This window comes from Lysobacter yangpyeongensis (assembly GCF_042655745.1).
In the GTDB taxonomy this organism is placed as follows: domain Bacteria; phylum Pseudomonadota; class Gammaproteobacteria; order Xanthomonadales; family Xanthomonadaceae; genus Agrilutibacter; species Agrilutibacter yangpyeongensis.
This window is the reverse complement of the sequence record NZ_JBHSNM010000009.1, coordinates 43998-57933: the sequence shown is the minus strand read 5'-3', so window position 1 is coordinate 57933 and position 13936 is coordinate 43998. Positions and strand designations below refer to the sequence as shown.

Sequence of the window (13936 nt, the reverse complement as noted above, 5' to 3'; positions counted from 1 at the left end):
AGGAGAGGCGCGAGTGCCTGCCAGTGCGGTCAATGGAACCGACCAATCCGGCAAACGGGGTTGCCGGTGCCGGGCAGGTATTCCCGCCACCCGCATTCTAAGGTTCGCAGGTTACCCGGCCCCTCACTGCCTTCATGCCTGAAGGCTACGGGCACGGGTATCTCCCTGACGCCGGGAACCGGCCGTCATCTCTCAACTGGCAAAACCTTGGCGCCGGAAATCGGTCCTCCGGCGCCTTTTTTGCGCGTCCCGCATGCGCAGCGCACGCGGCACTTCCTTCGCGCACTCAGGTGCGGCGATAGACCTCGGCGCCCTGCGCGAGGAATTCCTTCGACTTCTCCGCCATGCCTTCCTCGAGCGCCGCCCTCTCGTCGACGCCGTGTTCGGCCGCGTAGTCGCGCACGTCCTGGGTGATCTTCATCGAGCAGAAGTGCGGGCCGCACATCGAGCAGAAGTGCGCGACCTTGTGCGCGTCCTTCGGCAGCGTCTCGTCGTGGTATTCGCGGGCGCGTTCCGGATCCAGGCCGAGGTTGAACTGGTCTTCCCAGCGGAACTCGAAGCGCGCCTTGCTCAGCGCGTTGTCGCGCGCCTGCGCGCCGGGGTGGCCCTTGGCCAGGTCCGCCGCGTGCGCGGCGATCTTGTAGGCCATCAGGCCCTCGCGCACGTCGTGCTTGTTCGGCAGGCCCAGGTGCTCCTTCGGCGTCACGTAGCAGAGCATCGCCGTGCCGAACCAGCCGATCATCGCCGCGCCGATCGCCGAGGTGATGTGGTCGTAGCCCGGCGCGATGTCGGTGGTCAGCGGGCCCAGCGTGTAGAACGGTGCTTCGCCGCACTCGCGCAGCTGCTTGTCCATGTTTTCCTTGATCAGCTGCATCGGCACGTGGCCGGGGCCTTCGATCATGGTCTGCACGTCGTGCTTCCACGCGATCTGGGTGAGTTCGCCCAGCGTTTCGAGTTCGCCGAACTGGGCGGCGTCGTTGGCGTCGGCGATCGAGCCCGGACGCAGGCCGTCGCCGAGCGAGAAGGCGACGTCGTACGCCTTCATGATTTCGCAGATTTCCTCGAAGTGCGTGTAGAGGAAGTTTTCCTTGTGGTGCGCCAGGCACCACTTCGCCATGATCGAACCGCCGCGCGAGACGATGCCGGTGACGCGCTTCGCCGTGAGCGGCACGTAGCGCAGCAGCACGCCGGCGTGGATGGTGAAGTAGTCGACGCCCTGCTCGGCCTGTTCGACGAGCGTGTCGCGGAAGAGCTCCCAGGTCAGCTCTTCGGCGCGGCCGTCGACCTTCTCCAGCGCCTGGTAGATCGGCACGGTGCCGATCGGCACCGGCGAGTTGCGGATGATCCACTCGCGCGTCTCGTGGATGTGCTTGCCGGTGGACAGGTCCATCACCGTGTCCGCGCCCCAGCGGATCGCCCACACCAGCTTCTCCACCTCCTCGGCGATGCCCGAGGACACCGCGGAGTTGCCGATGTTCGCGTTGACCTTGGTCAGGAAGTTGCGGCCGATGATCATCGGCTCGCTTTCGGGATGGTTGATGTTGTTGGGGATGATGGCGCGGCCGCGCGCGACCTCGTCGCGGACGAACTCGGGCGTGATCAGCTTCTGGATGCTGGCGCCGAAGGCTTCGCCCGGATGCTGGCGCAGCAGGTGTGCCTCGCGGATCGCCTCGATGCGCTGGTTCTCGCGGATGGCGATGTATTCCATTTCCGGCGTGACGATACCCTTCTTCGCGTAGTGCATCTGTGAGACGTTGGCGCCGGCGCGCGCGCGGCGCGGCTGCGGGCGGCTGGGGAAGCGCACCGCGTCGAGCTTCGGGTCGTGTTCGCGTGCGCGGCCGAACTCGGAACTCAGTGCCGCCAGCAGCTCGGTGTCGCCGCGCCCGGCGATCCACTGCGCGCGCAGCGGCGCGAGGCCGCGGGCCAGGTCGATGCGCGCCTCCGGATCGGTGTACGGGCCGGAGCAGTCGTAGATCGCGAACGGCGCGTTGTCCTCGCCGCCGAACATGGTCGGCGTCTTCGTCAGCGCCACCTCGCGCATCGGCACGCGGATGTCGGGGCGCGAGCCTTCGACATGGATCTTGCGCGAGCCCGGGATCGGGCGGGTGACGTCGGCCGACAGCTGTTCGGCTTGCTGGAGGAGCTGGGAAGGGACTGCGTTCATGGGGTCGGTCCGGTTTCGGTGCGTGGTACCACGGTCGCGGGGCAATCCGGGTGGCCTGTCCTGCCGACGCGCCGTGGCACGTTGGAGGGGATGGCTGCGGAGGGTCTTCGCGGCGCAACGAAGCGGCGGCGCACGGACCGAGGGTCAGGTCCGGCGAAGCTCCCTACGGCGGTCTCAACCGCGTCAGGTTCGAAGGGTCTGTCTCAACCGGCCCTGGCCGGTACCCCCGCTTCGGGGGGGTATTAGACCACAGTGCCCCGTCGCTACCCTCACAGCGAGAAGGGCCCCAAACCCGAGGATCTGCCCATGGACGACATCGTCGTAGCCCGCCTCAAGCGGCCGCCGGGACGGCGGCAACAGCTCGCCAACGGCCTGCTGGCCCGCCTGGGCACGCGGTTGCGCGTGGCCCCGCAGCCGTATGCCTGGGGCTATGGCAACACCGAGTCGCGGATGAACGTGTTCCACCTGGCCAGCCAGACCTGCGCGTACGGCGTGCCGGGCGACCTCGTCGAGATCGGTTGCGCGATCGGCGAGTCGTCGGTGGTGATCCAGTCGGTGCTGTCCGCCGGCGGCGACCAGCGCAAGCGCTTCCACGTCTACGACAGCTTCGAAGGCCTGCCCGCACCGGCTGCGGCCGATGCCGTCGACGGCATCTATCGCAAGGGCGACATGCTCGCGCCGCTGGAACGGTTCGAGGAAACGTTCGTCAAGGCGGGGCTCGCCGCGCGTCCCGTCATCCATCGCGGCTGGTTCGAGGACACCATTCCGGCGGCACTGCCGGACACGATCAGCTTCGCGATGATCGACTGCGACCTGTATTCGTCCACCGCGCACGTGCTGCCGCATGTCTACGCACGCATGTCGCCGGGGGCCATCGCGATGTTCGGCGTGTACTACGACCCCGAGGTCTACCGGCAGGAAGGCATCCGCGGCCCGTACGCCTCGCCCGGCGTGAAGCGCGCCACCGACGAGTTCTTCGCGAACCGCCCCGAGCGTGTCTCGGTGCTGTACGCCAACGAATACTCCAACGGTTACTTCCGCAAGTATTGAGGCGCGCAGCTGGCGCGACCGGCTTTGCTCGCAGCGAAATGCATTCGCGCGAGCGGATGCCGCGGTGTGGCCTGTGCGTCGGCATCCGGGCAGCCCTTCGACGTCGCTTCGCTACGCTCAGGGCGCACGGGGGTTGCCTCTTGCGTACGGGAGGGTGGAACCGGACTTCGTCCGGTCCTGCCGGTTTCAGCCGTAAGGTTATTTGACAGCCCGTCGCGCACCCCGCTATCACTTCGCCCATGCACGCCGTCCCCGCCATCGCCGACCGCACGACTCGCCGCAACGCCGTGCGCGTCGCCTCGCCGGCGGCGATGACCACCACCCGCACTACCACCGGTACCCGGTGGCGGATGCGGTTGGGCGTCGTGGACTGAGAATCCATCACCCCGCCCCGCATCCGGTCCGGATGCGGGGCGACCCCTCCGGCCGTTGCGGGGCTTACAAGGAGCCCCTGCATGTCCATCTCGCCACCGCCCGTTCCCGCGCCGGCCACGCCGCTCGCCGCCGCGTCCGCTGTCGCCTGCCACGCGCACAAGTTCGGCGGCAGCAGCCTGGCCAACGCCGAACGCATCCGCCACGTCGCCGCGCTGCTGCGCGAGGAGGACGCAGCGCGCATCGTCGTGGTCTCGGCGATGCAGGGCGTCACCGATGCGTTGACCGCACTGGCCAACTGCGCACTGGCGAAGCAGCCCTGGGAAGACGACTTCCGCGCGCTGCGTGCACGCCACCTCGACACGGCGCACGCGCTCGATGCCGGCGGCGTGCACGCGTTAGCCGCGTGGCTGGAAGACGAATTCGCCACCCTGCACGCGCAATTGTCCGCGCCGAAACGTTCGCCGGAGTGGTTCGCGGAGGTCCAGGGCGTGGGCGAAGTCTGGGCCTCGCGCCTGCTGCATGCCGCGCTCGGGGACGATGCTTCGCGCTGGGCCGTGCTCGATGCGCGCGACGTGCTCGAGGTGCATGCGGGCGAACTCGGCGTCGGTGTCGACTGGCCGGCCAGCCGCGCGCGCCTGCTGGCGTGGCGTGGCGCGCGGCCGCACGCCAACGTGATCGCCACCGGCTTCATCGCCCGCAACGGCAACGGCGTGGCCACGACGCTGGGCCGCAACGGCAGCGACTACTCGGCGGCGATCTTCGCCGTGCTGTTCGAAGCGCGCGAACTGACCATCTGGACCGACGTCGACGGCGTGCTCAGCGCCGACCCGCGCCTGGTGCCCGATGCCGTGTGCCTGGCGTCGATGTCGTACGCGGAAGCCTGCGAACTCGCCTACTTCGGCGCGAAGGTGCTGCATCCGCAGACCATGGCGCCGGCGATGCACGCCGGCCTGCCGATCCGCATCCGCAACACGCTCGATCCCGAGGCGCCCGGCACGCTGATCACCGCGCAATCGCAGCCGGCGGCATCACCGGTGAAGGGCCTGAGCCTGGTGCCGGACATGGCCATGCTCGAACTCACCGGCGCCGGCCTGATCGGCGTGCCCGGCACCGCCGAGCGGATGTTCGCCGCGCTGCACACCGCGTGCGTGTCGGTGACGATGATCTCGCAGGGCTCGTCCGAGCATTCGATCTGCTGCGTGCTGCGCGCCGACCAGGCCGAGCGCGGACGCAGGGCGGTGCAGGCGGCGTTCCGCGACGCGATCGCCGATGGTCAGGTCGAAGGCGTGCGCATCACGCCCGGCGTGTCGGTGCTGGCCGCGGTGGGCGACGGCATGGTCGGCACGACCGGCGTGTCCGCGCGGCTGTTCCACGGCCTGGCGCAGGCGCGGGTCAACATCCGCGCGATCGCGCAGGGCGCCAGCGAACGCAACATTTCCGTCGCCATCGCGAGCGAGGACGCCACGCGCGGCCTGCGCGCGGCGCACGCGGCGTTCTGGCTGTCGCCGCAGACGCTGTCGATCGGCCTGATCGGCCCCGGCAACGTGGGTCGCGCGCTGCTCGCGCAGTTCGCCCAGGCGGCGTCGCGCTACGGCGGAGGCGCGAGCGGTCTCGATCTGCGCCTGCGCGCGATCGCCAACAGCCGACGCATGCACCTGGCGCCGCGCCGACTCGATCCGGGCGAAGCGGTGGAGGCGCTCGAACTCGGCCAGGCGCTCGACTTCGACCGCTTCGCCGCACACGTACGCGCCGAACACCTGCCGCACGCGATGATCGTCGACTGCAGCGGCAGCGATGCCGTCGCCGCGCACTACGCCGACTGGCTCGCCGCCGGCATCCACGTGGTGACGCCGAACAAGCAGGCCGGCGCCGGACCGATCGAGCGCTACCGCGCGATCCGCGCCGCGACCCGCAACGGTGGTGGCCACTTCCGTTACGAAGCCACGGTCGGCGCGGGTCTGCCGGTGATCCAGACCCTGCGCAGCCAGCTCGATACCGGCGACGAACTGACCGAAGTCGAGGGCGTGTTTTCCGGGACGCTGGCGTGGCTGTTCAATCGTTTCGACGGCAGCGTGCCGTTCTCGCAGCTGGTGCGCGAAGCGCGCGACGCCGGCTACACCGAGCCCGACCCGCGCGACGATCTGGGCGGCCTCGACGTCGCGCGCAAGCTGGTGATCCTGGCGCGCGAAGCCGGGCGCGAACTGTCGCTGGAAGACGTCGAGATCGAGAGCCTGGTGCCGCCGGCGCTGCGCGAGGTGAGCCGCGAGGACTTCCTTGCGCGCCTGCACGAACTCGATGCACCGCTGCAGGCGCGCCTGGACGCGGCGAAGCGCGAAGGCCGGGCATTGCGCTACCTCGCCCGCCTCGATCGCAACGGCCGCGCGCGTGTCGGCCTGGTGTCGCCCGAACCGAACCATGCCAGCCTGCACAGCCAGCTCACCGACAACCTCATCCAGTTCCGCACGCGTCGCTACGCCAGCAATCCACTGGTGGTGCAGGGCCCCGGCGCAGGACCGGAAGTGACGGCGGCAGGCGTGTTCGGCGACATTCTGGCCATCGCACAGGCGTTGGGGGCGCGGCCGTGAGGTCGCGTTGGTGCGCGGGCGAATCGCGCGCTTCAGTTCAATCACGAGGCGCTGCCGACTGCTTCGACTTCGGCGCTGCGCGCCTGCGCTCGCCACGAACGGTTTCCGTTGGCGAGGCGATGGGCGATGCTTTGCCCTCGCCGCCCGCGGTTGGCAGACCCTGAGCTCTTCGGCTGCGCTGCGGCGCTCAGAACAGTACGGCCCAAGATCGGAAGTCGAAGGGCGCCCCACAACCTCCACGTCCCAACGCCATGACCGCAAAGCAAGCCACCGCCTTCGCCCCCGCCAGCGTCGGCAACATCGGTGTCGGTTTCGACCTGCTCGGCCACACGATCAGCGGCCCGGGCGACCGCGCCCAGGTCGCACGCATCGGCGAACCGGTGGTGCGGATCGTCGCGATCGACGGCGACGTGGAAGGCGCTGCGCAACTGCCGCTGGAAGCGGAGCGCAACACGGCCGGACGCGCGCTGATCGAACTGCGCGAGCGTCATGGCATCGCGCACGGCTTCGAACTGCGCCTGCACAAGGGCATTCCGCTCGGTTCGGGCCTGGGCGGCTCGGCGGCGTCCTGCGTCGCGGCACTGGTGGCGGCCAATGCACTGCTCGACGCGCCGCTGACGCGCGGGCAGTTGTACCCGCTCGCGCTGGCCGGCGAAGCAGTCGCCAGCGGCAGCATGCACGGCGACAACGTCGCGCCGATGCTGTTCGGCGGCGTGGTGCTGGCCACGCCGACCCGCGCGATCCCGCTGATCGCGCCGGACCTGTACTGCGCCGCGGTGCATCCGCATTTCGTGCTGGAAACGCGCAAGGCCCGCGCGGCGCTCGCCGCGCCCTATGCGATCGGCGACTTCGTCCGGCAGAGCGAATACCTCGCGCTGTTTCTCACCGGCCTGGCGCGCGACGATCGCGAGCTGATCGCCGCGGGCCTGCGCGATGCGCTGGTCGAGCCGCGGCGTGCGGCGCTGATTCCCGGCTTCGCCGAAGTGAAGGCCGCGGCACTGGCGCACGGCGCGCTGGGCGCGAGCATTTCCGGCGCTGGCCCGACGGTGTTCGGCTGGTTCAACACCGCCGACGAGGCGTCGTGGGCGGCGCATGCGATGCAGGTGGCGTTCGCGGGCGCGGGGCTGGACAGCGACGTGCATGTGTCGCCGGTGAATGGGCCGCAGGCGGAGGTGGTGGGGGAGTAGGGCCTTTTTGCTCGTCATTCCCGCGGCTTTCAACGGACGGATGTCCGGTCGAATCCATGTCTTCACTCTTGCTCTGGTTTGTCTTCGGTGGAAAAAGCAAAGGCAAAAACAAAGTCGCTGGATTCCCGCTTTCGCGGGAATGACGAGCAACAACAACAGCAAGAGCAACTGCAACGGCCGCAGCCAAAGCAACAACCCCGCGCGCTAGCCACAGCGTCCCCGCCCAATCCACCGGCAGCCGCCATCCCATGCACTTCACCAGCACCCGCACCCCCACCCGCGTCTCCATCGACACCGCCCTTTCCGCCGGGCTGGCGCCCGATGGCGGCCTGTATGTGCCGGTGGACATCCCCGCGAGCGCGCTGGCGCAGGCGCAACCCACGCTGGCGCAGACCGCGCAGGCGCTGCTGGCTCCCTACTTCGACGCGTCCAACCTGCGCGACGCGCTGCCGGCGATCTGCGCCGACGCCTTCGATTTCCCCGCGCCGCTGCGCTGCTTGTCTTCGCAGAACACCTGGCTGCTCGAGCTGTTCCACGGCCCCACCGCCGCGTTCAAGGATTACGCGGCGCGCTTCCTCGCCGGATGCCTGGCGCGCCTGCGCGAGCAGGCATCGCCACCGGTGACCATCCTGGTGGCGACGTCCGGTGATACCGGTGCCGCGGTCGGTGCGGCTTTCCATCGTCGTCCCGGTTTCGACGTGGTGATCCTGTACCCCGAAGGGCGCGTGTCGCCGCGGCAGGCGCACGGGCTGGAATGTTTCGGCGACAACGTGCGCACGTTCCGCGTCGCGGGCACGTTCGACGATTGCCAGCGTCTGGTGAAGGAGGCACTGGGCGATGAAACGCTGCGGGCGCGCCGGGCACTGGGTTCGGCCAACAGCATCAGCCTCGGCCGCCTGCTGCCGCAGATGGCCTACTACGCGCACGCCGCGCTCGAATTCCATGCCGCGCGCGGCCAGGCGCTGAACTTCATCGTGCCCACCGGCAACCTCGGCAATGCGCTCGCGTGCTGGCTGGCACGGCGCATGGGGCTGCCGATCGGCGACATCGTCCTCGCCAGCAACGCCAACGACGTGCTGCCGCGCTACTTCGCCGGCGCCGATTACCAACCGCACGCGACGGTGGCGACGCTGGCCAATGCGATGGACGTGGGCGCACCGAGCAATTTCGAGCGCCTGCGCTGGTGGCATCGCGACGATGCCGAGCTGCGCGCGGACCTGCGCGCCTGCGCCGTCGATGACGCGGCGATCCGCGACACGATCCGCGACGCGCCGCAGCGGCACGGCATCGTGCCCTGTCCGCACACGGCGGTCGGACTGCGCGTGCTGGAGCGACTGCGCGATGCCGGCGATGACCGGCCGTGGGCAGTCGTCGCGACCGCGCATCCTGCGAAGTTCGACAGCATCGTCGAGCCGCTGGTGGGCCACGCGGTGTCTCCCCCGCCGGCGCTCGCCGCATGGCTGACGCGCCCGGCGCGATCGGAACCGTTGGCCGCCGATTACGGTGCGCTGCGCGCGCAACTGGAATAACCGCCGCCTGTCCGGGCCTGCGTGGCAGCCGCCAGGACAGGAGTCGTTGGGTCTGTGCTGGACCTGGGCCGGCTCTCGCGTGCACCTGGCCGCGTCTGCGGCGCCCCTCGCCATGTCCGCGCAGACGGCCGGCGCGCCTGGCGAGAGGCGGGCGAAGTCGCGGCAGAAGCTCCCGCGCCTCGCGGAACGATCGCAGCATATCTGGCGAGACACAGCCGGTGTCTGCGGCAGGGCGGGCGGGCTCGCGGCAGGGGCACGCGGGTATCTCCCAGAGGCCGGCCGCTATCTCGCGAGGGTTCGACCACCGCGCGCGTGATAGCGCGCGCGTGCCGCCGGATGCCGTGGCGTGTCTGTGCAGATGCCCGCATGGCTCGGGCACTGCAGCGGAAGAAGGGCGGCGGGCCATCCGAAAGTCCGGGAGGGGGAGAGAGCCTCCGGACGGCCCGCCGCGAAAACGGTCAGCCGTGCACCTTCGCCGCGACGGGCTTCACGCGGAACCACGCCGCATACAGCGCCGGCAGGAACAGCAGCGTCAGCACGGTCGCCACGATCAGGCCGCCCATGATCGCCACCGCCATCGGACCGAAGAACGCCGAGCGCGTGAGCGGAATCATCGCCAGCACCGCGGCCAGCGCGGTCAGCACGATCGGGCGGAAGCGGCGCACCGTCGCTTCGACGATCGCGTGCCAGCGGTCGTTGCCGGCGGCGATGTCGTGCTCGATCTGGTCCACCAGGATCACCGAGTTGCGCATGATCATGCCGGCCAGCGCGATCGTGCCGAGCATCGCCACGAAACCGAACGGAACGCGGAACACCAGCAGGAACAGGGTCACGCCGATCAGTCCCAATGGCGCGGTCAGCAGCACCAGCATCGTGCGCGAAAAGCTGCGCAGCTGCAGCATCAGCAGCGTCACCACCACCAGCAGGAACAGCGGCATGCCGGCGTTGATCGAGTTCTGTCCGCGCGCGGAATCCTCGACGGTGCCGCCGGTCTGCAGCAGGTAGCCTTCCGGCAACTGCGCGCGGATACCCTCCAGCGTCGGCAGGATCTGCGCGACCACCGTCGGCGGCGTCAGCTGGTTGCGGATGTCCGCGCGCACGGTGACGGTCGGCAGGCGGTCGCGGTGCCAGATCACGCCGTCCTCGAACACGTAGTCGAGCCTGGCGATCTGCGACAGCGGCACCGGCCCGTTCGCGGTCGGCACCGCGAGGCTGCCGAGCAGGTCCAGGCGTGCGCGTTCGTCGTCGGGACCGCGCATCAGCATCTCGACCAGTTCGTTGCCTTCGCGATAGGTGCTCACGTGCAGTCCCGACAGCGAGCCCGACAGGAATTTCGCGACTTCGGCCGAGCTCACGCCCAGCGCGCGGGCGCGATCCTGGTCGATCACCAGCTTCACCACCTTGCTCGGCTCGTCCCAGTCGAGGTTCACGTTGGCGACGCTGGGGTTCTCGCGCACCTTCGCCTCGACCTGCTTCGCGATCGCGCGCACGCGGTCGATGTGTTCGCCGGAGACGCGGAACTGCACCGGATAGCCCACCGGCGGGCCGTTTTCCAGGCGCGTGACGCGCAACTGCAACTCGGGGAACTGCGGGGCGACGTCGTTGATCAGCCAGTCGCGCAGCTCCTCGCGCGCTGCGATGTTCTCCGCGCGCACCACGAACTGGGCGAAGTTGGTCTGCGGCAGCTGCTGGTCCAGCGGCAGGTAGAAGCGCGGCGAACCGGTGCCGACGTAGGCGACGAAGTTGTCGATGCCGGCACGCTTGCGCAGCAGCGTTTCCAGCTTCCTCGCCTGCATCTCGGTCGCGCGCAGCGACACGCCTTCGGCCAGCTCCATGTCCACCATCAGCTCGACGCGCGTGGAATCCGGGAAGAACTGCTGCGGCACGAAGCGGAACAGCAACACCGAGGCGACGAACGTGGCCGCGGTGAGCCCGATCACCAGCCAGCGCCGGCGCAGGCACCGGTCCAGCAGCCGGCGGAAGCCGACGTAGAACTTCGTCGCGTACGGATCGTGCGCGTGGTCATGCGGCGGCGGCGCGAGCACGCCGGCGAAGGCCGGCCAGCGGTCGGCGGCGCGTTCGCGCAACGCATTCCAGCGCGCGCGCAGCGAGCCCGGCTTCGGCGCCTGCGGCTGATGCAGGTCAGGCAGCATGCGGTCGCCGAGGTACGGGGTGAACAGCACCGCGGCGATCCACGACACGATCAGCGCGATGGTGACGACCTGGAACAGCGAGCGCGTGTATTCGCCGGTCGACGAGGCAGCTGTAGCAATCGGCAGGAAGCCCGCCGCCGTCACCAGCGTGCCGGTGAGCATCGGGAAGGCGGTGGTCTCGTAGGCGAAGCTGGCCGCCTTCAGGCGCGAGAGGCCCTGCTCCATCTTGATGGCCATCATCTCCACCGCGATGATCGCGTCGTCCACGAGCAGGCCCAGCGCGAGCACCAGCGCGCCCAGCGAGATCTTGTGCAGGCCGATGCCGAAGTAGTGCATCACCGCGAAGGTCATCGCCAGCACCAGCGGGATGCTCACGGCCACGACCATGCCGGTGCGGAAGCCGAGCGAGAAGAAGCTCACGAGCAACACGATCGCCACGGCTTCGGCGAGCACGCGGACGAATTCGCCGACGGATTCGTGCACCGCGGCGGGCTGGTCGGAGACCTTGCGCAGCTCCATGCCGGCGGGCAGCGACTGCTGCAGGCGCCGGAATTCGGCTTCGAGCGTCTTGCCGAGCTTGAGGATGTCGCCGCCGTCCTTCATCGCCACGGCAATGCCGATCGCGTCCTCGCCCATGAAGCGCATGCGCGGCGCGGCCGGATCGCTGAAGCCGCGCGTGATCGTGGCGACGTCGGCGAGACGGATCGTGCGGCCGCCGGCACGGATGGGGAAGTCGCGGATCTCGTCCACGGACTTGAAGCCGCCGGTGACGCGCAACTGCACGCGGTCGGTGGCGGTTTCGAAGAAGCCCGCCGGCACGATCGCGTTCTGCTGCTCCAGCGCGCTCTTAACCGCGTCCAGCGGAATGCCCAGCGTGGCCAGCTTGGTGTTGCTGACCTGGATCCAGATCTTCTCGTCCTGCAGGCCGACCAGTTCGATCTTGCCCACGTCGGGCGCGCGCTGCAGTTCCAGTTCGACGCGCTCGGCGTAGTCCTTGAGCACGGCGTAGTCGAAACCCTTGCCGGTGAGCGCGTAGATGTTGCCGAAGGTGTCGCCGAACTCGTCGTTGAAGAACGGCCCGACCACGCCTTCGGGCAAGGTCGCGCGGATGTCGCCGACCTTCTTGCGCACCTGGTACCAGACGTCCGGTATTTCCTTCGACTTCAGCGAATCGCGCGCGATGAAGATCACCTGCGATTCGCTCGGGCGCGAGTACGAGCGGATGAACTCGTACTTGCCGGTCTGCATCAGTTGCTTCTCGATGCGCTCGGTCACCTCGCGCGAGACCTCGTCGGCGGTCGCGCCCGGCCACAGCGTGCGCACCACCATCGCCTTGAAGGTGAAGGGCGGATCTTCCGACTGGCCCAGGTGGCGATACGACCAGGCACCGATCAGCGCCAGCAGCAGCATCGCGTAGACGACGAGGGTGCGGTTGTTGAGCGCCCACTCGGAGAGGTTGAAACGACGCATGGATTTGCGCTCCGTGATTCGGAAACGTCCTCACCTCCCCCCTTCTCTCCGCTTGCGGGAGAAGGTGCCCCGAAGGGGCGGATGAGGGGCCGCTTTTGCTGTTGTTCGGCGCGCCTCGCGGCGCGCGCCCCTCACCCCTTGCCCTCCCCGCCGTGCGGGGAGAGGGGAGTCGGTGCCGGGCAGTACTCGCTTCGACTAGCTCATCGAGCGGCCAACGCCGCCCGCTTCGTCATGTTCATTGCAATGGGGCGGTTCTCGCGGTCCACCGGCGCCACGGCCTGGCCTTCGCGCAGCAGGTGGCCGCCGGCGGTGACGATCCAGGCGTCCGGCTTCAGGCCGGCCAGCACCGGCGCGGCGTTTTCGCCGAGCGGGCCCAGGTGCACCGCGGTCGCGCGCAGCCGGCTGGTCGCCGGATCCACGACCCACACCGTGGTCGCGTCGCCCGCGCCGCGCTGGATCGCCGAAAGCGGCACGGTCAGCGCCGCCCGCGTGCCGTTTTCCTGCACGTACACACGTGCGCTCTGGCCCAGTTCGACCGCCTTGGCGGCGTCGCCTGCCAGGTTCACGCGCGCGGCATACGTGCGCGCCTGCGGATCGGCGGCCGGGGCGATCTCGCGGATCGTGCCGGACAGGCGCTGGCCCGGCGCGCTCCACAGTTCGACGGCGACGGGCTGGCCGACGGCGAATGCGCGGATGCGCGATTCGGGCAGCGCGATGGCCACTTCGCGACCGCCGTCGGCGGCGATGGTGAAGGTGGTCTGGCCCGCGCCGACGACCTGGCCGGCTTCGGCCGCGCGGCTGGCGATCATGCCGTCATGCGGTGCGCGCAGTTCGGTGTAGGCGGCCTGGTTGCGGGCGACGTCGAGATTCGCGCGCGCGGCATTGACCTGGCCCTGCGCGGCGGTGGCCGCGGCGTCCTGCGCGTCGAGCGTGGAGCGACTGACCAGTTGCTGCTGGGCGAGTTTGGCGAAACGCGCCTGGTCGGCGCGCGCGCGGGCGAGCTCGGCCTCCGCGGCGGTCAGCTGGGCCTGCGCGGCGCGGGCCTGCGCGGCGAGGTCGCCGGGGTCGAGTACCGCGAGCAGGTCGCCCTTGCGCACGTGCGCGCCAACGTCCACTTCGCGGCGCACCAGCTTGCCGCCGACGCGGAAGGACAGCGGGCTTTCCTCGCGGGCGCGGATTTCGCCCGCATAGGCCGTCAGCGCCGCGCCGGCGCCACCGCCCGGGTGCGCCACGAGGACCGGACGCGGCGTTTCCGCGGGTGCCGCTTCGCTGCCGCAGCCGGCGAGCGCGAGTGAAGCGCCAAGCAGCACCGCCAGCGGGAGGCCGCGGAACGAGGTGCTCGATGTCCTGGGGGAGAGGAAACTGGTACTCATGGCGACCGCCTCGACCGGGGGATTAATGAACTCCCGGGTACTGTATATTT

The 13936-nt window shown here is 69.6% G+C and carries 7 protein-coding genes and 1 riboswitch; of the genes, 4 read left to right on the top strand and 3 right to left on the bottom strand.

The genetic code is table 11. The annotated features are described in order from the left end of the window. Positions 1-286: 286 nt before the first annotated feature. Positions 287-2164: a phosphomethylpyrimidine synthase ThiC gene (gene thiC, locus ACFPN1_RS15790; protein WP_386756168.1), complete on the bottom strand. Its 1878-nt coding sequence runs from the start codon at positions 2162-2164 to the stop codon at positions 287-289. A gap of 143 nt (positions 2165-2307) precedes the next feature. Beyond that, positions 2308-2402, bottom strand: a riboswitch (TPP riboswitch). A gap of 68 nt (positions 2403-2470) precedes the next feature. Here thiC and ACFPN1_RS15785 point away from each other — a divergent pair. From ACFPN1_RS15785 to thrC, 4 genes are all read left to right on the top strand, one after another. Next, a complete protein-coding gene (locus ACFPN1_RS15785) occupies positions 2471-3214 on the top strand; it encodes a TylF/MycF/NovP-related O-methyltransferase (RefSeq protein WP_386756167.1) in 744 nt (247 codons plus the stop codon). Between the two features lie 455 nt (positions 3215-3669). Then, entirely contained in the window at positions 3670-6174 is a 2505-nt protein-coding gene (thrA, locus tag ACFPN1_RS15780) for a bifunctional aspartate kinase/homoserine dehydrogenase I (RefSeq protein WP_386756166.1), read from the top strand. A 251-nt stretch (positions 6175-6425) separates the two neighbouring features. Continuing rightward, positions 6426-7361 carry a homoserine kinase gene (locus tag ACFPN1_RS15775; RefSeq protein ID WP_386756165.1) on the top strand — a complete coding sequence of 312 codons (936 nt, stop codon included), beginning with the start codon at positions 6426-6428 and terminating at the stop codon, positions 7359-7361. Positions 7362-7609: 248 nt separating this feature from the next. Beyond that, positions 7610-8890 carry a threonine synthase gene (gene thrC / locus ACFPN1_RS15770; protein ID WP_386756164.1) on the top strand — a complete coding sequence of 427 codons (1281 nt, stop codon included), beginning with the start codon at positions 7610-7612 and terminating at the stop codon, positions 8888-8890. Between the two features lie 458 nt (positions 8891-9348). Here the strand turns inward: thrC and ACFPN1_RS15765 are convergent, their stop codons facing one another. Both ACFPN1_RS15765 and ACFPN1_RS15760 read right to left on the bottom strand, forming a co-directional pair. Beyond that, positions 9349-12513, bottom strand: a complete 3165-nt coding sequence (locus ACFPN1_RS15765) for an efflux RND transporter permease subunit (RefSeq protein ID WP_386756163.1) — start codon at positions 12511-12513, stop codon at positions 9349-9351. 200 nt (positions 12514-12713) lie between these two features. Further along, on the bottom strand, positions 12714-13886 hold the full coding sequence (locus tag ACFPN1_RS15760) for an efflux RND transporter periplasmic adaptor subunit (protein WP_386756162.1): 1173 nt from the start codon (positions 13884-13886) through the stop codon (positions 12714-12716). Between the last annotated feature and the right edge of the window lie 50 nt (positions 13887-13936).

What these genes read in the sequence shown, in the direction of transcription:
- thiC (WP_386756168.1), bottom strand. Translation starts at nt 2,164, where the DNA reads ATGAACGCAGTCCCTTCCCAGCTCCTCCAGCAAGCCGAACAGCTGTCG.
- ACFPN1_RS15785 (WP_386756167.1), top strand. Translation starts at nt 2,471, where the DNA reads ATGGACGACATCGTCGTAGCCCGCCTCAAGCGGCCGCCGGGACGGCGG.
- thrA (WP_386756166.1), top strand. Translation starts at nt 3,670, where the DNA reads ATGTCCATCTCGCCACCGCCCGTTCCCGCGCCGGCCACGCCGCTCGCC.
- ACFPN1_RS15775 (WP_386756165.1), top strand. Translation starts at nt 6,426, where the DNA reads ATGACCGCAAAGCAAGCCACCGCCTTCGCCCCCGCCAGCGTCGGCAAC.
- thrC (WP_386756164.1), top strand. Translation starts at nt 7,610, where the DNA reads ATGCACTTCACCAGCACCCGCACCCCCACCCGCGTCTCCATCGACACC.
- ACFPN1_RS15765 (WP_386756163.1), bottom strand. Translation starts at nt 12,513, where the DNA reads ATGCGTCGTTTCAACCTCTCCGAGTGGGCGCTCAACAACCGCACCCTC.
- ACFPN1_RS15760 (WP_386756162.1), bottom strand. Translation starts at nt 13,886, where the DNA reads ATGAGTACCAGTTTCCTCTCCCCCAGGACATCGAGCACCTCGTTCCGC.